This is a genomic window from Pseudomonas sp. B10(2017), from assembly GCF_002113295.1.
Classification (GTDB): Bacteria; Pseudomonadota; Gammaproteobacteria; order Pseudomonadales; family Pseudomonadaceae; genus Aquipseudomonas; species Aquipseudomonas pudica.
Window position 1 is genome coordinate 25,637 of the sequence record NZ_NEJU01000025.1, and the last position, 17,984, is coordinate 43,620.

Genomic DNA, 17,984 nt, shown 5'->3' on the forward strand with positions numbered 1-17,984 from the left:
GACTTGAGACCTGCGGGGTACCTGTAGGAGCTGGCGTGCCAGCGATGGGCCGCACAGCGGCCCCAATCCAGTTTATCAAGGGGTACGATTACGCCGCGTCTCGATGATGTTCGGCAACTGCGAGATCCGCCCCAGCAGGCGCCCCAGCGCATCCAGGCCTGGAATCTCGATGGTCAGCGACATCAGCGCGGTATTGTCTTCCTTGTTGGAGCGGGTGTTCACCGCCAGCACGTTGATCTTCTCGTTCAGCAGCACCTGCGATACATCTCGCAGCAAACCCGGGCGGTCGTAGGCACGGATGACGATGTCGACCGGGTAGGTCTGCACCGGGATCGGCCCCCAGCTGACCTGGATCATGCGCTCCGGCTCCTTGCCCGCCAACTGCAGCACCGAGGCGCAGTCCTGGCGGTGGATGCTCACGCCGCGGCCCTGGGTGATGTAGCCGACGATGGCGTCACCCGGCAGCGGCTGGCAGCAGCCGGCCATCTGCGTCAGCAGGTTGCCGACACCCTGGATCTGGATGTCACCACGCTTGCCGGTACGCGGCCCGGTAGGCTTGCGTGGTACCAGTTCGATCTGCTCGATGCGCTCGGGCTCAAGCAGCTGCTGGGCGGCGTTGACCAGGTGCGCCAGGCGCAGGTCGCCGGCACCGAGCGAGGCGAACATGTCTTCCGCGGTCTTGACGTTGGTCTTCTCGGCCAAGCGCTCGAAATCCACCTGCGGCAGGCCCAGGCGACTGAGCTCGCGCTCGAGCAAGGTCTTGCCGGCAGCGACGTTCTGGTCGCGTGCCTGCAGCTTGAACCAGTGCACGATCTTGGCCCGCGCCCGCGAGGTGGTGACATAGCCCAGGTTGGAGTTCAACCAGTCACGGCTGGGGTTGCCGTGCTTGCTGGTGATGATTTCGACCTGCTCGCCGGTCTGCAGGCTGTAGTTGAGGGGCACGATGCGCCCGTTGATCTTGGCGCCGCGGCAGTTGTGGCCGATTTCGGTGTGCACGCGGTAGGCGAAGTCCAGCGGCGTGGCACCCTTGGGCAGGTCGATGGCATGACCGTCCGGGGTGAACACGTAGACCCGGTCCGGCTCGATGTCGACCCGCAACTGCTCGGCCAGGCCACCGATGTCGCCCAGCTCTTCGTGCCACTCCAGCACCTGGCGCAGCCAGGAAATCTTCTCTTCGTAATGGTTGGAACTGGACTTGACGTCGGTGCCCTTGTAGCGCCAGTGGGCGCAAACACCCAGCTCGGCTTCCTCGTGCATGCCGTGGGTACGGATCTGCACTTCCAGCACCTTGCCCTCGGGGCCGATCACCGCGGTGTGCAGCGAGCGATAGCCGTTCTCCTTGGGGTTGGCGATGTAGTCGTCGAACTCCTTGGGGATATGCCGCCACAGGGTGTGCACGATGCCCAGCGCGGTGTAGCAGTCGCGGATTTCCGGCACCAGCACGCGTACCGCGCGCACATCGTAGATCTGGCTGAATTCCAGGCCTTTGCGCTGCATCTTGCGCCAGATCGAATAGATATGTTTCGCCCGGCCGCTGATGTCGGCCTTGACGCCAGTGGCCAGCAGCTCGTTCTGCAGCTGGTTCATCACCTCGCTGATGAAGCGCTCGCGGTCCAGCCGGCGCTCGTGCAGCAGCTTGGCAATCTGTTTGTACTGGTCGGGCTCAAGGTAGCGGAAGGACAGGTCTTCCAGCTCCCACTTGATGTGGCCGATACCCAGGCGGTGGGCCAGTGGCGCATAGATGTCGAACACTTCGCGCGCGACGCGCAGGCGTTTCTCGTCGTCGGCGGCCTTGACCGCTCGGATCGCGCAGGTGCGCTCGGCCAACTTGATCAGCGCCACGCGCACGTCGTCGACCATGGCCACGAGCATCTTGCGCAGGTTCTCGACCTGCGCCTGCGAACCCAGCACCAGCGATTGGCGCGGGCTGAGGCTGGCGCTGATCGCAGCCATGCGCAGCACACCGTCGATCAGCTTGGACACCACCGGGCCGAAGCGCTGGCTGACCTCGGCCAGGGTCACCTTGCCCTCGCGCACCGAGCGGTAGATGACCGCCGCCACCAGGGAATCCTGGTCGAGCTTGAGGTCGGCGAGGATTTCGGCGATTTCCAGGCCCGCCTGGAAGCTGGACGTACCGTCCGCCCAGGAATGCTTGGCCGGGTTGCCCTTTTTCTCGACTTCATGGGCAAACTCGCAGGCCTCTTTCAGCGCTGCGCGATCCAGTGCCGAATCGACGCTTACCACATGGTCCAACCATGCTTCGAGATTGATACTGCCGTCGGTATTGACCGGCTGGTGCACTCTCACCTGTACCATCTTTGTTTTACCTTTCCATACAGCGCACCACGCGGGTGCGCTGGCGATCACCGTGCGGCCACCCTTCCGTGAAAGCCGCACCAAGGGGCCAGTCAGCTAGCCCGCTTCGAATAACGCCATGGCCTCGACATGCGCCGTCTGAGGAAACATGTCGAGAATCCCGGCCCTTTTTAACCGGTACCCCTGGCCGACCAGCACCTGGGCGTCTCGCGCCAGCGTGGCCGGGTTGCACGATACATAGACCAGTCTTCTGGCCTTGAGGCGGGCGATGCCTTGCACCACCTCGAAAGCACCGTCGCGCGGTGGATCCAAGAGTACCGCAGAAAAGCCCTCGGCGGCCCATCCGGCGCCCGCCAAAGGCTGCGATAAATCGGCCTGAAAAAACCGTGCGTTATGCACATTGTTGTTCCGGGCATTGGCTGCGGCCCGATCGACCATGGCCTGCACACCTTCGACTGCAACCACCTCACGCGCCTGCCGGGCCAGGGGCAGGGCGAAGTTGCCCAGGCCGCAGAACAGGTCCAGCACGCGCTCATCGGCCTGAGGTGCGAGCCAGGCCAGGGCCTGCTCGATCATCGCCGTGTTGACCTGGGCATTTACCTGCACGAAGTCACCTGGGCGCCAGGCCAGTTCCAGCTGCCAGGGCGCCAGGGCAAAGCCCAGTTGAGCGGCCGGGTCCACTGGCGCCGGCTCACCTTCGCCCTGCAGCCACAGCTGGGCATTGGCTTGCTGGCAGAACGCCTGGAGCCTGGCCTGGTCTTCAGCCGGCAACGGCGCAACATGGCGCACCAGCAGCGCTTCGGCAGTGCCGCTGAACAGCTCCACATGGCCCAGCGCCTGCGGCTTGCTCAGCGAGCGCAGCACGGTCGGCAAGTGGCGCAGAATCGATTGCAAGGGCTGTACCAGCACCGCGCAATCGTCGATGGCAATGATGTCCTGGCTGGCTTCGGCACGGAAGCCGACCTCCAGCTGACGCGCCTTGGCGTCCCAGCGCACGGCCACGCGGGCACGGCGCCGGTAGCCGAACTCCGGCCCGCTCAGCGGTGCAGCCCATTCCTCGGGCTGCACGCCGGCCACCCGCTGCAGTTGCTCGGCCAGGGTGCGCTGCTTGAGCGCCAGCTGCGCTTCGTGGGGCAGGTGCTGCAGGTTGCAGCCACCGCAGCGCTCGTAATACCGGCACGGTGCCTGACGGCGCTCGGGGCTGGCCTGCAGCAGGCGCTCCAGGCGAGCCTCGACCACTTTGCCACGGGCATTGAGCACCCGCGCTTCCACGGCCTCGCCGGCCAGGGCGCCACTGACGAACCAGGTGCGCCCTTCGTGGAAGGCAATGCCCCGCCCGTCACCGGCCAGGCGCTCGATTTCCAGGCGCTGCTTCTTGCCGACCGGGACCTGGGGGCTGCGGTTGCCGCCGGCCGGCTGGAAGCGCAGGCCGCTGTTGCTTTTCTTCTTGGACATTTAGCTCGGGTCGAACAGGCCGGTGGACAGGTAACGGTCGCCGCGGTCGCAGATGATCGCGACCATCGTGGCATTTTCCACCTCACGGGACAGGCGCAGCATGGCCGCGACTGCACCACCGGAAGACACGCCGCAGAAAATGCCCTCTTCACGGGCAAGGCGGCGGGTGGTTTCCTCGGCTTCCTGCTGCGACATGTCGACCACGCGGTCGACACGGCTGGCGTCGAAGATTTTCGGCAGGTATTCCTCCGGCCAGCGGCGGATGCCCGGAATGGCCGAGCCTTCCATGGGTTGCAGGCCGATGATCTGCACCGCCGGGTTCTGTTCCTTGAGGTACTGCGAGCAGCCCATGATGGTACCGGTGGTACCCATGGAGCTGACGAAATGGGTGATGGTGCCCTGGGTCTGCTGCCAGATCTCGGGGCCGGTACTGTTGTAATGGGCGATGGGGTTGTCGCCGTTGGCAAACTGGTCCAGCACCAGGCCGCGGCCTTCGGCCTGCAGCTTCTCGGCCAGGTCACGGGCACCTTCCATGCCCTCTTCCTTGGTCACCAGGATCAGCTCGGCACCGTAGGCGGTCATGGCGGCCTTGCGCTCGGCGGTGGAGTTGTCGGGCATGATCAGGATCATCTTGTAGCCCTTGATCGCCGCAGCCATCGCCAGGGCGATGCCGGTGTTGCCGGAGGTGGCTTCGATCAGGGTGTCGCCGGGCTTGATCTGGCCGCGCAGTTCGGCGCGGGTGATCATCGACAGTGCCGGGCGGTCCTTCACCGAGCCGGCGGGATTGTTACCTTCGAGCTTGAGCAGAAGGGTATTGCTGGTTTCGCCAGCGATACGCTGCAGGCGAACCAGGGGCGTATTGCCGACGCAATCGGCGATGGTTGGGTACTGCAAGGTCATGGCGTATTTCACAATCCGGACGGCAGGGGTGCCTATCATACCGGCAAACCCTTCCCGGCCATATCACGCAATCTGTGGTGGATATAGCTACAAGCTATATCAATAGCCTGTACGGCCCTTTCGCGGGTGAACCTGTTCCCACAACGACTTCACTGTCCTCAAGAGTAGTGATGAACTTGTGGGAGCGGGTTCACCCGCGAAGGGGCCGGCACATGTAATGGCAAGCGCATCCACAACCGCAGCCCGCGTTTGCCATTCTGCGCCCACAAGGTGCCCCCCTGGCGCTGGATGGCACTGCGGGCGATGCTCAGCCCCAGCCCGAACCCGCCGTCCCCGGGCCGCGAACCGTCCAGCCGCGAGAACGGTGCGAAGATCCGCTCCAGGTCTTCTTCAGCCACGCCACCGCCTTCGTCTTCCAGCCACAACCGCCAGTACCCGCCGTCACGCTGCCCACCGAGGCGCACCACACCATCGGCCGGCGAATGTCGAATGGCATTGCGTAACAGGTTCTCCAGCGCCTGGGCCAGGTGGTTCAGATTGCCCAGCACCCAGCAGTTGGCCGGCACTTCGCAGCGCAGCCGCGCGAGCGACCAGCCGCTTTCATAGCTGGCATTCTCGGCCAGCAGCTCCCACAACGCCTGCACCTCGATCGGCTCCAGGTTCATCGGCGCACGCTCGGCGTCCTGCCAGGCCAGTTGCAGGGTGTCCTCCACCAGTTGCTGCATGCAGTCCACCTCCCGTGTCAGGCGTTCACGCAAGCGCTGCAGGTCGGCTTCGCCATCACAGGCCACCCGCAGCCGGCTGAGTGGCGTACGCATTTCGTGGGACAGGTCACGCAACAACTGCTGCTGCATGGATACCGTGCCCTGCAGCCGCTCGGCCATCTGGTCGAAAGCTCGGGCCAGCTCGCCCAGCTCGTCATGCCGGGCGATGGTGCGTGGGTCGAGGCGAGCCGACAACTGGTCGGCGCGCCAGGCATTTGCCTGCTCGCGCAACTGATTCAACGGCACGATCAGCATGCGGTAAAGGCCCACGCACAAAAGCAGGGTGAACAGGCCGGGGATGATGCCGTTGGTGACGATGCGCCACAGCATGCGGTACTGGCCGGGGTTGAAGCGCTGCGGCAGTTCGATCACCAGCATGCCCTGCTCCGGAGCCCCCGGAAACGGTATGCGCAGCCACGGCTGCTCGACGCTGCGCCGACTCATCGGCCAGTCGACACCGCGCAGGCGGGTCAGCCGCTGCATGATCTGCGGGTCGAGGCTGGCGCTGTCCAGCGGCCGCAGGTTGAGGTCGAGCACGCCAACCCAGCCGCGTTCGCGCTGGTGCATCACTGCCACCCAACGGTCCAGCCCTGCCCGCCCACCACTGCGCCAGGCCTGCTCGGCCTCGGCAGCATAGCCACGCAAGGCCTGCCGCGCGGGTTCCGAGAGGAAGGCGTTCTGAGTTTCCATGTGGCGGCCCCAGGTGTAGCTGAGGCCGATCATCAGCAGGCAGAAGCCCACCAACAGGAACGCCAGCTTCCAGAACAGCGAATGGCGGTCGAGCATGGGTCACTCCGCCTCGCTGGCGCTGAGCACGTAGCCCTTGCCCCACACGGTACGGATCTGCCGTTCGTGATAGCCGATGCCCTTGAGCTTGCGGCGGATCTGGCTGACGTGCATGTCCAGGCTGCGGTCGTGCCGCGAATAGCCTCGCTGCAGCACTTGCTGGTAGAGGAACGGCTTGCTCAGCACTTCGTCGAGGTTGCGATTGAGGATGTCGAGCAGGCGGTATTCACTGGGAGTCAGGCCGGCCAGGCGACCATCCAGGCGCACATCGTACAGTGCCTCGTCGTATTGCAATTCGCCGCTGCCGGCACGCACCTGCGGGGTTTGATGGCGCCGCTCGAGCGCCACGCGGCGCAGGATGGCCTCGATGCGTACCTGCAGCTCGGCCATGCTGAACGGCTTGGGCAGGTAGTCGTCGGCGCCGCGCTGGAAACCGCTGATGCGGTCGGCCTCGGCGCCCAGCGCCGACATCAGGATCACCGGCGTGGCGCTGCGCTTGCGCAACTGCGCGAGGGCATCCAGACCGTTGAGCCCTGGCAGCAGGATGTCCATGAGCACCACGTCGAAAGCCTGGCGCCCCGCCGTTTCCAGGCCCTCCAGGCCATTGCGGCACCAGGTCACCTGGAAACCGCCGCGCTGCAGCTCTTCGTGCAGGTAGGCACCCAGGACCGGGTCATCCTCGATGGCAAGAATATTGGAGTTGTGAATAGCTACAGGATTCATTGGCAACTGCCATGTATTCTCAATTGCGCAATTATTGAGTATCCAGCGCCTGCCAGGCAACCGCCCTGCGACCAATGCCCCTGCAAGGGCGCAAAACACGTACTAAAGAGGTGCAATAGCGCGGCAGGCGGAGTAACTTCCCGGCTTGGCCGTCATCGCTTGACGGCGTCCAGGCACATCACAGGAGGCGAGTGTGCTCGATCGCTTGGGAATTCGCAGCCGGGTCCTGCTGCTGGCCCTGCTGCCGGCCGGCCTGATGGCCCTGGTGCTGGGTAGTTACTTTACCTGGCTGCAACAGAACGACCTGCGCACCCAGCTGCTGCAACGCGGCAAGATGATCGCCGAGCAACTGGCGCCGCTGGCCGCGCCCGCCATGGCCAAGCTGGCACCGGCGCAACTTGAGCGCATTGCCGCACAAACCCTGGAGCAGGCCGATGTGCGCGCAGTCGCCTTCCTGGCCCCGGACCGCACGCGCCTGGCCCACGCCGGCCCGAGCATGCTCAACCAGCCGCCCAGCGGCGGTACCGGCACCCAGCTGCTGCAACGCAGCGGCAATGACGCCACCCGCTACCTGATGCCGGTGTTCGGCCACCATCGCGACCTGGCCACCGATGCCGTGCCGGCCGAAGCCGAACGCCTGCTGGGCTGGGTCGAAATCGAGCTGTCCCACGACGGCACCCTGCTGCGCGGCTATCGCAACCTGTTCACCAGCCTGCTGCTGATCCTCGCCTGCCTGGTGCTCAGCGGCCTGCTGGCACTGCGCATGAGCCGCACCATCAACGACCCGATCAAGCGCATCAAGCACGCAGTCAACCAGCTAAAGGACGGCCACCTCGAGGAACGCCTGCCCGCCATGGGCAGCCATGAGCTGGACGAACTGGCGCGCGGCATCAACCGCATGGCCGAAACCCTGCACAATGCCCACGAAGAGCTGCAGCACAGCATCGACCAGGCCACCGAGGACGTGCGCCAGAACCTGGAAACCATCGAGATCCAGAACATCGAGCTGGACATGGCGCGCAAGGAAGCCCTGGAGGCCAGCCGCATCAAGTCGGAATTCCTGGCCAACATGAGCCACGAAATCCGCACCCCGCTCAACGGCATCCTCGGTTTCACCCACCTGCTGCAGAAAAGCGAGCTGACACCGCGCCAGCTGGACTACCTGAGCACCATCGAGAAGTCCGCCGACAACCTGCTGGGGATCATCAACGAGATCCTCGACTTCTCCAAGATCGAGGCCGGCAAGCTGGTGCTCGACAGCATCCCGTTCAACCTGCGCGATCTGATCCAGGACACCCTGACCATCCTCGCCCCGGCTGCCCACGCCAAGCAGCTGGAGCTGCTCAGCCTGATCTACCGCGATACTCCATCGTCGCTGATCGGCGACCCGTTGCGCCTCAAGCAGATCCTTACCAACCTGGTCAGCAACGCCATCAAGTTCACCCGCGAAGGCACCATCGTCGTGCGCGCCATGCTCGAAGACGAGCACGAAGACAGTGCGCAGCTGCGCATCAGCGTACAGGACACCGGCATCGGTCTGTCGCCGCAGGATGTGCGGACACTGTTCCAGGCCTTCAGCCAGGCCGACAACTCGCTGGCCCGACAGCCCGGAGGCACAGGCCTGGGGCTGGTGATTTCCAAGCGCCTGATCGAGCAGATGGGCGGCGAAATCGGCGTCGACAGCACCCCGGGCGAGGGTTCGCAGTTCTGGATCAGCCTCAACCTGCCCAAGGCCGACGACGGTGTCGAGGAACTACCGCTGCAACCGCTGCTGGGCCGCCGCGCAGCCATCGTCGATGGCCACGAACTGGCGCGCCAGGCGTTGGAACACCAGCTGGAAGACTGCGGCCTCAGCGTCAGCCTGTTCGCCTCCTACGACCAGCTGCTGCAGGGCGTGCAGGCCGCCAACCAGGCCGGCCTGCCGTTCGAGTTCGCCGTGCTCGGGGCCAACCTTGGCAACCTGTCGCCCGAGCAGCTGGGCCATTACCACCAGCAGCTCGAGCGCTACCATTGCCAGTGCGTGGTGCTGTGCCCGACCACCGAGCAAGCGCTGTACCACCCTTACCTGCCCAACGGCCATGGCCAGTTGCTGTCCAAGCCGACCTGCACGCGCAAACTGCGCCGCCTGTTGCTGGAGCTGGTGCAACCGCGCCGTCCGCAGGGCGAGGTGAACAGCGTCAACGGCCAGCGCCAGCCGAAGATCCTCTGCGTCGACGACAACCCCGCCAACCTGCTGCTGGTCCAGACCCTGCTCGAAGACCTGGGCGCCGAGGTGCTGGCCGTCGACAATGGCTATGCGGCTGTGCAGGCGGTGCAGGACGAGCCGTTCGATCTGGTGCTTATGGATGTGCAGATGCCCGGCATGGACGGCCGCGCCTGCACCGAGCAGATCCGCCTGTGGGAAAACACCCAAAGCGGCAACCCGCTGCCGATCGTCGCCCTCACCGCCCACGCCATGGCCAACGAGAAGCGCGCGTTGCTGCACGGTGGCATGGACGACTACCTGACCAAGCCGATCAGTGAACGGCAGTTGGCCCAGGTGGTGATGAAATGGACCGGCCTGAGCCTGGGCGCGCCGCAGCAGGAACGCCTGGCCGAGCAACTGGCCAATGGTGATGACCTGAAGGTGCTGGACCCCGAGGAAGGCCTGCGCCTGGCCGCCGGCAAGGCGGACCTGGCGGCGGATATGCTGAGCATGCTGCTGACATCGCTGGAAGCCGACCGCGAAGCCATACGCGCTGCCCGCGAGGCCAACGACCGCAACGGCCTTATCGAACAGGTGCACCGCCTGAATGGCGCCTCGCGTTATTGCGGAGTACCGCAGTTGCGGGCCGCGTGTCAGCGCAGCGAAACCTTGCTCAAGCAGGAAAACCCGCTGGCTCAGCAGGCACTGGACGAACTGGATGCGGCAATCAACCGCTTGGCGGCGCAGGCCAGATTGAGCGCTTGAAGCCCGAGTACATTCTTTGTAGGAGCAGCCTTGTGCTGCGAAGAGGCCAGTACAGGCGATACATTAACGGCCGCCTCCACCGACCTCTTCGCAGCACAAGGCTGCTCCTACAAAGAAATTACCTGGCCGGCATGGATCAATATCGGGCAAACATCGCTGGCTACAATCCCCAGACCACTGCATAGGAAGCCCCACCATGCGCGCCCTGTTGTTCAGCAGCCAGCACTACGACCAGGAAAGCTTCACCCGGGCCGCCAGCGGCACCACCCTGGACCTGCACTTCCAGCCCGCCCGCCTGACCCTCGAAACCGCTGCCCTGGCCGATGGCTACGAGGTGGTCTGCGCCTTCATCAACGACGAACTCGACGCCCAGGTGCTGCAACGCCTGGCCGCGGGCGGCACACGCCTGGTCGCCCTGCGTTCGGCCGGCTACAACCACGTCGACCTGGCCGCCGCCCAGCGCCTGGGCCTGACCGTAGTGCGAGTGCCGGCCTACTCGCCGCACGCCGTGGCCGAACATGCCGTGGCGCTGATCCTGGCCCTGAACCGGCGCCTGCACCGGGCCTACAACCGCACTCGCGAGGGTGACTTCACCCTGCACGGGCTGACCGGCTTCGACCTGCACGGCAAGACCGTCGGCGTGGTCGGTACCGGCCAGATCGGCACCGCCTTTGCCCGTATCATGGCCGGTTTCGGCTGCCAGTTGCTGGCCTATGACCCTTACCCCAACCCCGAGCTGCTGGCCTTGGGCGCGCGCTACCTGCCATTGCCCGAGTTGCTGCGCGAAGCCCGCATCATCAGCCTGCACTGCCCGCTGACCGAACACACCCGGCACCTGATCAATGCACAAAGCCTGGCCCAATTGCAGCCCGGCGCCATGCTGATCAACACCGGCCGCGGCGCGCTGGTCGACACCCCGGCGCTGATCGACGCGCTGAAGAGCGGCCAGCTCGGCTACCTGGGCCTGGACGTCTACGAAGAAGAAGCCCAGCTGTTCTTCGAAGACCGCTCCGACCTGCCGCTGCAGGACGACGTACTGGCCCGCCTGCTGACCTTCCCAAACGTGATCATCACCGCCCACCAGGCGTTCCTTACCCGCGAGGCGCTGGATGCCATCGCCGCCACCACGCTGGACAACATCAATCGCTGGGCGGCAGGCGATCCACAGAATCTGGTGACGGGTTAGTGCTAGGATACGCGGCATTTCTGGAGGACCCATGGTCGAGCACGATTTCCGCTACACCCTTTTCAACCCGCAACACACCCTGATCGAGTGCCGCGCACTGGTGCCTGGCCGCTACCAGGTCACCGGCAACGGCGGCTCGATGCACAAAGGCGACACCCTGCTGGTTACCCTCAAAGGCAGCAAGGACTTGTCCATGCGCCTGACAGTGGAGAGCGTGCGTCACTTGATCAACCCGCGCGGCCAGTGGGTTGCCGTGGCCAGCGGCCCGGTGTTCCACGAGCTGGAAATCCTCACCTGGCAGGTTGCGTGCGACAGCTGCGACGCCGTGCTGGACTTCGAGTTCGCGGTGGACGCCAAGCTGGGCAAGAAAGCCCGCCAGACTGCCGCCAACGCGCGTGTTACCGAGCTGGGCTGGGCCAGCCGTGGCGAAAAACACCTGTGTCCGCGTTGCCAGGAGAGCGCCGAGTGAAGAACCTGCTGACCGGCGTGCTTGTTGCCACCGCCCTGCTCGGCTGCGCCGCTGAACCTTCGAAGCTTCAGCAGGAGCGCAGCTACGTGCTGGAGTGGATTGGCGAGCGGCCGCTGATCGATTACAGCCACCTCACCCTGACCCTGGCCAGCGATGGCCGTGCCTATGGCAACGGCGGCTGCAACCATTGGTTTGCGCCGTACACACTGGACGGCGAGCATCTGAGCTTCGGCAAGGTCGGCAAAACCCGCAAGCTCTGCGCACCGGCGTTGATGGAGCAGGAAAAGCGCTTCCTGCAGGCGCTGGAAACAGTTCAGCGCTGGGATGTGTCGCCTATCGAGCAGATGCGTTTCTGGCCGGCCGAAGGCAAGCCGCTGCGCTTCTGGCCTGAGGAAGGCTGAATCGCTATTGCCTGTACCGGCCCTATCGCCGGCAAGCCAGCTCCCACAGGTACTGCACAGCATATGAACCCTGTGCAGTACCTGTGGGAGCTGGCTTGCCGGCGATAGGGCCGGTACAGGCTGACTTCAGGCGCCCTTCAGGGCCTTGATCTTGGCCTGCAGCCCTTCCCGGGTCTGCTCGCCCATCAACTGTTCCCGCACCTTGCCCTTGTCATCGATGATGTAGGTCACCGGCAATGCCTCGCTGCGTGGCAGGTCATAGCGCTCGGCCGGGTCCTGTGCCAATACGGTGAAAGCAATGCCCAGGGTTTCGGCAGCCTGCTTCAGTTCCTGCCCCTGCAAGCCATCGAAGTTCACCCCCACCACCTTGATACCATCGGCCGCCCATTGCTTGGCTGCCGCGTTCAGTTCAGGGATTTCGGTACGGCACGGCCCGCACCATTCGGCCCAGTAGTTGAGCACCAGCCAGTGCCCATCAATCTGTTCGGCCTTAACCGTATTACCGTGTTGGTCCACGCCATAATCGGCACCGCAACCACCGAGCAACAGGCTCGCGGTGATGGCCAGTACTGCTGCCAGACGCCTTGCCATGGGTCAATCCTTCTCGAGTTTTAAAGCAAATTGGTCAGTCGCTGCGGTTAGAATAGCCGCCACAACCTGCTGGATGCGACCCGACATGACCGACCTTACGCTCTATCATAACCCGCGCTGCTCGAAATCCCGCGGTGCCCTGGAACTGCTCGAAGCTCGCGGCCTGGCGCCGACCATCGTGCGCTACCTCGAGACACCGCCCGACGCTGCTACCCTGAAGGCCCTGCTCGGCAAGCTGGGCATCGCCCCGCGCCAGCTGCTGCGTACCGGCGAGGACGAGTACAAGGAGCTGAACCTGGCCGACCCGGCGCTGACCGACGCACAACTGATCGAGGCCATGGCCCGGCACCCCAAGCTGATCGAGCGGCCGATCCTGGTCGCCGGTGACAAGGCCGTGGTCGGACGACCGCCCGAGAAAGTACTGGAGATTCTACCGTGAGCCAGCCCTACATCCTGGTGCTGTATTACAGCCGCTATGGTTCGACCAGCGAGATGGCCCGGCACATCGCCCGCGGCATCGAACTGGCCGGCATGGAGGCCCGCCTGCGCACGGTGCCGGCGATTTCCACCGAGTGCGAAGCAGTGGCCCCGGACATCCCGGCCAGTGGCGCGCTGTACGCCACCTTGGACGACTTGCGCCACTGCGCCGGCCTGGTATTGGGTAGTCCGACCCGCTTCGGCAACATGGCGGCGCCGCTCAAGTACTTCCTGGATGGCACCAGCAGCCTGTGGTTGGGCGGTGAACTGGTCGGCAAGCCGGCGGGTGTTTTCACCTCTACCGCCAGCCTGCACGGCGGGCAGGAAACCACCCTGCTGTCGATGATGCTGCCGCTGATGCACCACGGCATGCTGGTAATGGGCTTGCCGTACAGCGAATCGGCATTGCTCGAGACCCGTGGCGGCGGCACCCCGTATGGCGCCAGCCATCATGCTGGCGCCGATGGCAAGCGCGAGCTCGACCAGCACGAGATAGCCCTGTGCCGCGCACTTGGCCAACGCCTGGCGACCACTGCCAAGGCACTGGAGGCCGCACGTGGCTAAGAAGCCCAAGGTATTGCCGGCGCTGGAATGGCTGGCACCGCGTCTGCGCCTGACGCGGGCCTTGAGCCTGGCGTTCTTCTTCGGCCTGATCGCTCTGCTGGTGGTGAACAACCTGTGGTTCGCCAACCTGCACGGGGCGCGGGTCGAGGTGATCCTGGCGATCGAACTGGTGCCGTTGCTGCTGTTGCTGCCGGGCATGCTGACAGGCAGCGCCCGGGCACATGCCTGGACCTGCTTCGTGGTGAATATCTATTTCATCAAGGGCGTGCTGGCGGCGTTCGACCCGGCACGGGCGGTATTTGGCTGGGTAGAAGTGCTGGTGAGCCTGGGGCTGTTCATTACCGGGCTGCTGTATGTGCGCTGGAAGTTCCAGCATGAGCGGCGCATGGCGGGCGAAGGCAGTTGATATCCCGGGGCCGCTTAGCGGCCCCAGCAATTTCAATGGTTGACGGTATGCGCCAGCATCACCGACAACTGGCACAGCGGCCGCCCACTCTCGGCATGCCACTGGTTGAACGCCTGCTGCACCAAGGCCAGGTCCCGCTGGCTGGTCGGCGGTTTGTCGATCACCTTCTGCGCAATCAACGCCGCAGCCATGTCATCGGTAGGAATGAACGTATCCTTGCCGACCATGCGCAAGAAGCGCGGTGCCGACAACCCGCCCAGCTGGTTGCCGTGCTTGGCCAGGTACTTCCACAAACCGACGATGTCGGTCACCGGCCAGTCGGCGATGAAGGCGCCGAAACTGCCCTTCTCCTTGGCCACGTCAAGAACCATCTGCGCATTGCGCGGCACGCTCTTGAGCTTGCCCAGGTGGCGGATGATGCGCTCGTCGTGCATCAGCCGCTCGAGGTGCTCGGCGCCCATCAATACCACCTTCTCCGGGTCGAAGCCGAAGAACACCTGCTCGAACGCCGGCCACTTGGCATCCACCAGGCTGTGCTTGAGCCCGGCGCGGAATACGCGCAGGGCCAAGGTCGACAGGTAGCGGTCGTCGCTGATATCACGCAGCTGCGCCGGTGTGCGCGGCTGCGGCAGGAAGGCCTCCAGGGCCTGGCCCGAGCCGAAGCGGTTCAGGCAGTACTCGTGCAACCACTGGTAATCGCGCATGGGCTCAGATGTTCAGCACGTCAAGAAAACGCGGGGTGGCGTTTTCGTCGATCTTCAGGCTGGTGAAGTCGAACAGGTTGCGGTCGGCCAGCTGCGACGGTGCTACGTTCTGCAGGGCGCGGAAGATGCTCTCGGTACGGCCCGGGTGCTTGCGCTCCCATTCCACCAGCATGTCCTTGACCACCTGGCGCTGCAGGTTTTCCTGCGAACCGCACAGGTTGCACGGGATGATCGGGAATTCCTTCATGTCCGAATAGGCCTGGATATCCTTCTCGCTGCAGTAGGCCAGCGGACGGATCACCACGTTGCGGCCATCGTCGGCACGCAGCTTCGGCGGCATGCCCTTGAGCGCGCCGTTGAAGAACATGTTGAGGAAGAAGGTTTCGACGATATCGTCGCGGTGGTGTCCCAGCGCCATCTTGGTCGCGCCGATCTCGTCGGCGAAGGTGTAGAGGGTGCCACGGCGCAGGCGCGAACACAGCGAGCAGGTGGTCTTGCCCTCGGGGACCAGCTCCTTGACCACCGAGTAGGTGTCCTTCTCGACGATGTGATACTCGACGCCCAGTTCCTTGAGGTAGGCCGGCAGCACGTGCTCGGGGAACCCCGGCTGCTTCTGGTCCATGTTCACCGCCACGATCTCGAACTTGATCGGTGCCACCTTCTGCAGGTGCAACAGAACGTCGAGCATGGTGTAGCTGTCCTTGCCGCCGGACAGGCAGACCATGACCTTGTCGCCATCCTCGATCATGTTGTAGTCGGTGATGGCTTCGCCGGCGAGACGACGCAGGCGTTTTTGCAGTTTGTTCTGGTTGACCGAGAGGGTGCCCATAGCGCTTGGATCCGCGAGGTGTGACAAAAGCGGGCTATTTTACGCACAAACGCGGCGGTGCTGTAGGCATTCCGATAAAGACTTCATTGTAATCAACAGCGCGCGTTACAGCGCAATTTGCTCTAAAAAGCGCGGTTTATGCGGGTAACGGCTTCCTATACTGCGACATAAGGCCACATTACCGCTTGCTTAGGTGTTCGGGCCTCGGGCCGCTTGCGCTCCATCTGGGGGGCGTTTGGCAACATTGAGAGGAGTGATCGGCATGATTCATCACGTTGTGGGGCTGTTTACCCATCCCGACCAGGAATGGCGGGAAATTCGTGGCGAAGAAGAAACCATCAGCCACATGTACCTGACGCACACCCTGATCCTGGCTGCGATCCCCGCCGTTTCGGCGTTCATCGGTACCACCCAGGTCGGCTGGGTGATCGGCGACCGGCCAGCGGTGATGCTGACCATGGAAAGCGCCATCTGGATGAGCATCATGTCGTACCTGGCGATGCTTGCCGGGGTGGCGGTAATGGGGGCGTTCATCCATTGGATGGCCCGCACCTACGATGCCAACCCGTCCATGGCACAGTGCATCGCCTTTGCAACCTATACCGCCACACCGCTGTTCATCGGCGGCCTGGCGGCGCTGTACCCGCACCTTTGGCTGGGCATGCTGATCGGCACCGCCGCCATCTGCTACACGGTGTACCTGTTGTACGTCGGTTTGCCGACGTTCATGAACATACCATCCGACGAAGGCTTCCTGTTCTCCAGCTCGGTGCTGGCGGTAGGCCTTGTGGTACTGGTGGCGATCATGGCCGCCACTGTGATCATCTGGGGACTGGGCGTGGGGCCCGTCTACACCAACTAGAACAGACTCGACCAACACTGGGGCATCAAACCTGGGGCCGCCGCAAGGCGGCCTCTGGCTGTGCGCTGACCGGTGGCTCGGCAGGCTGCCCGGGGTTGCGGCATAATGCCCGGTCAGGAGAACCACCCCGCCATGCCCGAGCTGCTCAGACAACGCGTCGAAACCTGTTACCAGCAAGCTGAAACCTTCTTCAAACGCCCCTTCCCGCGCCCGGAAGTCAGCTTCAAGCTGCGCGGGCAAAAAGCCGGTGTCGCTCACCTGCACGAGAACCTGCTGCGCTTCAACCTGCAGCTTTACCGCGAAAACCAGGAAGACTTCCTGCGCCAGACCGTGGCCCATGAAGTGGCGCACCTGGTGGCACACCAGCTGTTCGGCGACCGTATCCAAGCCCATGGCGAGGAGTGGCAGCTGATCATGCGCGGGGTGTATGAACTGCCGCCCAACCGTTGCCACAACTACGAAGTGCAGCGGCGCGTGGCCACTCGCTACATCTACCGCTGCCCGTGCCCGCAGAGCGACTTCCCGTTTACCGCGCAGCGGCACAAGCTGGTTCGCCAGGGGCGGCGCTACCTGTGCAAGCGGTGTCGGGAAATATTGGTGTATAGCGGCGAGACGCGCGTCGAGTAGATTGTGCCTTGCCTGTTCCGGCCTCTTCGCGGGTAAACCCGCTCCCACAGGGGTACCACTGACCTCAGGGCTTGAGATATCCCTGTGGGAGCGGGTTTACCCGCGAAGAGGCCGGTGCTGGCGATACATGATTCACAGGCACAAGAAAGGCGACCCAAGGGTCGCCTTCTTTGCCTCAGCCTGTGCCTTACTTCTCGACGAAGGCACGCTCGATCAGGTAATCACCCGGCTCGCGCATGCGCGGGGAGATCTTCAGGCCGAAGCTGTCCAGCACTTCGCTGGTCTCGTCGAGCATGCTCGGGCTGCCGCAGATCATTGCGCGGTCGTCCTGCGGGTTGATCGGTGGCAGGCCGATGTCGCTGAACAGCTTGCCGCTGCGCATGAGGTCGGTCAGACGGCCCTGGTTCTCGAACGGTTCACGGGTCACGGTCGGGTAGTAGATCAGCTTGTCGCGAACCGCTTCACCGAAGAATTCGTTCTGCGGCAGGTGCTCGGTGATGAACTCTCGGTAGGCCACTTCGTTCACGTAGCGCACGCCATGAACCAGGATCACCTTCTCGAAGCGCTCGTAGGTTTCAGGGTCCTGGATGACACTCATGAACGGTGCCAGGCCAGTGCCGGTGCTCAGCAGGTACAGGTGCTTGCCCGGGTTCAGGTCGTCGAGTACCAAGGTACCGGTAGGCTTCTTGCTGATGATGATCTCGTCGCCTTCCTTCAGGTGCTGCAGCTGGGAGGTCAGCGGACCGTCCGGCACCTTGATGCTGAAGAACTCCAGGTGCTCTTCCCAGTTCGGCGAAGCGATGGAATAGGCGCGCATGAGCGGACGGCCGCTTTCTTGTTGCAGGCCGATCATCACGAACTGACCGTTCTCGAAGCGCAGGCCCGGGTCGCGAGTGCACTTGAAGCTGAACAGAGTGTCGTTCCAGTGGTGCACACTGAGGACACGTTCGTGGTTCATGTTGCTCATTTAATGG

Annotated in this window: 18 protein-coding genes; 9 read left to right on the forward strand and 9 right to left on the reverse strand. The window is 64.0% G+C overall.

The window, feature by feature from the left end:
• Window positions 1-75: 75 nt before the first annotated feature.
• From relA to CAF92_RS23430, 5 genes are all read right to left on the reverse strand, one after another.
• Window positions 76-2,316: a GTP diphosphokinase gene (gene relA, locus CAF92_RS23410; RefSeq protein WP_015269231.1), complete on the reverse strand. Its 2,241-nt coding sequence runs from the start codon at window positions 2,314-2,316 to the stop codon at window positions 76-78.
• A gap of 96 nt (window positions 2,317-2,412) precedes the next feature.
• Entirely contained in the window at window positions 2,413-3,771 is a 1,359-nt protein-coding gene (gene rlmD, locus CAF92_RS23415) for a 23S rRNA (uracil(1939)-C(5))-methyltransferase RlmD (protein WP_046616656.1), read from the reverse strand.
• Window positions 3,772-4,671, reverse strand: coding sequence for a cysteine synthase CysM (gene cysM, locus CAF92_RS23420; RefSeq protein WP_023662461.1), 900 nt, complete (start codon window positions 4,669-4,671; stop codon window positions 3,772-3,774). It lies immediately after the preceding gene.
• Window positions 4,672-4,829: 158 nt separating this feature from the next.
• A complete protein-coding gene (locus CAF92_RS23425) occupies window positions 4,830-6,221 on the reverse strand; it encodes a sensor histidine kinase (RefSeq protein WP_085602063.1) in 1,392 nt (463 codons plus the stop codon).
• Between the two features lie 3 nt (window positions 6,222-6,224).
• Window positions 6,225-6,944, reverse strand: coding sequence for a response regulator transcription factor (locus CAF92_RS23430; RefSeq protein WP_085602064.1), 720 nt, complete (start codon window positions 6,942-6,944; stop codon window positions 6,225-6,227).
• A 193-nt stretch (window positions 6,945-7,137) separates the two neighbouring features.
• Between CAF92_RS23430 and CAF92_RS23435 the strand changes: the two genes are divergently transcribed.
• The 4 genes from CAF92_RS23435 (at window position 7,138) to CAF92_RS23450 (ending at window position 11,950) form a co-directional block, all read left to right on the forward strand.
• Entirely contained in the window at window positions 7,138-9,894 is a 2,757-nt protein-coding gene (locus tag CAF92_RS23435; protein WP_085602065.1) for a response regulator, read from the forward strand.
• A 196-nt stretch (window positions 9,895-10,090) separates the two neighbouring features.
• Window positions 10,091-11,080 carry a 2-hydroxyacid dehydrogenase gene (locus CAF92_RS23440; protein ID WP_046616652.1) on the forward strand — a complete coding sequence of 330 codons (990 nt, stop codon included), beginning with the start codon at window positions 10,091-10,093 and terminating at the stop codon, window positions 11,078-11,080.
• A gap of 31 nt (window positions 11,081-11,111) precedes the next feature.
• Complete coding sequence (locus CAF92_RS23445; protein ID WP_085602066.1) at window positions 11,112-11,549, forward strand: hypothetical protein; 438 nt, start codon at window positions 11,112-11,114, stop codon at window positions 11,547-11,549.
• Window positions 11,546-11,950 (forward strand): META domain-containing protein, encoded by a 405-nt coding sequence (locus CAF92_RS23450; RefSeq protein WP_085602067.1) that lies wholly within the window; start codon window positions 11,546-11,548, stop codon window positions 11,948-11,950. Before CAF92_RS23445 ends, CAF92_RS23450 begins: the two co-directional genes overlap by 4 nt.
• A 126-nt stretch (window positions 11,951-12,076) precedes the next feature.
• Here CAF92_RS23450 and CAF92_RS23455 read toward each other — a convergent pair whose 3' ends face one another.
• Complete coding sequence (locus CAF92_RS23455; RefSeq protein ID WP_085602068.1) at window positions 12,077-12,541, reverse strand: TlpA disulfide reductase family protein; 465 nt, start codon at window positions 12,539-12,541, stop codon at window positions 12,077-12,079.
• 85 nt (window positions 12,542-12,626) lie between these two features.
• Between CAF92_RS23455 and arsC the strand changes: the two genes are divergently transcribed.
• Genes arsC through CAF92_RS23470 form a run of 3 tightly spaced genes read left to right on the forward strand, consistent with a single transcriptional unit; the run spans window position 12,627 to window position 13,988 of the window.
• A complete protein-coding gene (arsC, locus tag CAF92_RS23460; RefSeq protein WP_061551299.1) occupies window positions 12,627-12,980 on the forward strand; it encodes an arsenate reductase (glutaredoxin) in 354 nt (117 codons plus the stop codon).
• Window positions 12,977-13,582: an NAD(P)H:quinone oxidoreductase gene (wrbA, locus tag CAF92_RS23465; RefSeq protein ID WP_085602069.1), complete on the forward strand. Its 606-nt coding sequence runs from the start codon at window positions 12,977-12,979 to the stop codon at window positions 13,580-13,582. The genes arsC and wrbA overlap by 4 nt, the downstream gene beginning before the upstream one ends.
• Window positions 13,575-13,988, forward strand: coding sequence for a DUF2069 domain-containing protein (locus CAF92_RS23470; RefSeq protein ID WP_046616648.1), 414 nt, complete (start codon window positions 13,575-13,577; stop codon window positions 13,986-13,988). The genes wrbA and CAF92_RS23470 overlap by 8 nt, the downstream gene beginning before the upstream one ends.
• A 32-nt stretch (window positions 13,989-14,020) precedes the next feature.
• On the opposite strand, the gene CAF92_RS23475 is transcribed toward CAF92_RS23470, so the two are convergent.
• Both CAF92_RS23475 and ttcA read right to left on the reverse strand, forming a co-directional pair.
• Window positions 14,021-14,692: a DNA-3-methyladenine glycosylase I gene (locus CAF92_RS23475; RefSeq protein ID WP_085602070.1), complete on the reverse strand. Its 672-nt coding sequence runs from the start codon at window positions 14,690-14,692 to the stop codon at window positions 14,021-14,023.
• 4 nt (window positions 14,693-14,696) lie between these two features.
• Complete coding sequence (gene ttcA / locus CAF92_RS23480) at window positions 14,697-15,521, reverse strand: tRNA 2-thiocytidine(32) synthetase TtcA (protein WP_012270926.1); 825 nt, start codon at window positions 15,519-15,521, stop codon at window positions 14,697-14,699.
• A gap of 262 nt (window positions 15,522-15,783) precedes the next feature.
• On the opposite strand from ttcA, the gene CAF92_RS23485 reads away from it, so the two are divergent.
• Window positions 15,784-16,383, forward strand: a complete 600-nt coding sequence (locus tag CAF92_RS23485; protein WP_003252385.1) for a Yip1 family protein — start codon at window positions 15,784-15,786, stop codon at window positions 16,381-16,383.
• Window positions 16,384-16,515: 132 nt separating this feature from the next.
• The gene (locus CAF92_RS23490; RefSeq protein WP_085602071.1) at window positions 16,516-17,010 is read left to right on the forward strand and encodes a SprT family zinc-dependent metalloprotease; all 495 of its coding nucleotides are present in this window, start codon (window positions 16,516-16,518) and stop codon (window positions 17,008-17,010) included.
• A gap of 187 nt (window positions 17,011-17,197) precedes the next feature.
• On the opposite strand, the gene fpr is transcribed toward CAF92_RS23490, so the two are convergent.
• The gene (gene fpr, locus CAF92_RS23495; RefSeq protein ID WP_046616646.1) at window positions 17,198-17,977 is read right to left on the reverse strand and encodes a ferredoxin-NADP reductase; all 780 of its coding nucleotides are present in this window, start codon (window positions 17,975-17,977) and stop codon (window positions 17,198-17,200) included.
• Window positions 17,978-17,984 lie beyond the last annotated feature (7 nt).

What these genes read in the sequence shown, in the direction of transcription:
- rlmD (WP_046616656.1), bottom strand. Translation starts at nt 3,771, where the DNA reads ATGTCCAAGAAGAAAAGCAACAGCGGCCTGCGCTTCCAGCCGGCCGGC.
- fpr (WP_046616646.1), bottom strand. Translation starts at nt 17,977, where the DNA reads ATGAGCAACATGAACCACGAACGTGTCCTCAGTGTGCACCACTGGAAC.
- CAF92_RS23430 (WP_085602064.1), bottom strand. Translation starts at nt 6,944, where the DNA reads ATGAATCCTGTAGCTATTCACAACTCCAATATTCTTGCCATCGAGGAT.
- CAF92_RS23425 (WP_085602063.1), bottom strand. Translation starts at nt 6,221, where the DNA reads ATGCTCGACCGCCATTCGCTGTTCTGGAAGCTGGCGTTCCTGTTGGTG.
- ttcA (WP_012270926.1), bottom strand. Translation starts at nt 15,521, where the DNA reads ATGGGCACCCTCTCGGTCAACCAGAACAAACTGCAAAAACGCCTGCGT.
- relA (WP_015269231.1), bottom strand. Translation starts at nt 2,316, where the DNA reads ATGGTACAGGTGAGAGTGCACCAGCCGGTCAATACCGACGGCAGTATC.
- CAF92_RS23490 (WP_085602071.1), top strand. Translation starts at nt 16,516, where the DNA reads ATGCCCGAGCTGCTCAGACAACGCGTCGAAACCTGTTACCAGCAAGCT.
- CAF92_RS23445 (WP_085602066.1), top strand. Translation starts at nt 11,112, where the DNA reads ATGGTCGAGCACGATTTCCGCTACACCCTTTTCAACCCGCAACACACC.
- CAF92_RS23455 (WP_085602068.1), bottom strand. Translation starts at nt 12,541, where the DNA reads ATGGCAAGGCGTCTGGCAGCAGTACTGGCCATCACCGCGAGCCTGTTG.
- CAF92_RS23485 (WP_003252385.1), top strand. Translation starts at nt 15,784, where the DNA reads ATGATTCATCACGTTGTGGGGCTGTTTACCCATCCCGACCAGGAATGG.
- CAF92_RS23475 (WP_085602070.1), bottom strand. Translation starts at nt 14,692, where the DNA reads ATGCGCGATTACCAGTGGTTGCACGAGTACTGCCTGAACCGCTTCGGC.
- arsC (WP_061551299.1), top strand. Translation starts at nt 12,627, where the DNA reads ATGACCGACCTTACGCTCTATCATAACCCGCGCTGCTCGAAATCCCGC.
- CAF92_RS23440 (WP_046616652.1), top strand. Translation starts at nt 10,091, where the DNA reads ATGCGCGCCCTGTTGTTCAGCAGCCAGCACTACGACCAGGAAAGCTTC.
- cysM (WP_023662461.1), bottom strand. Translation starts at nt 4,671, where the DNA reads ATGACCTTGCAGTACCCAACCATCGCCGATTGCGTCGGCAATACGCCC.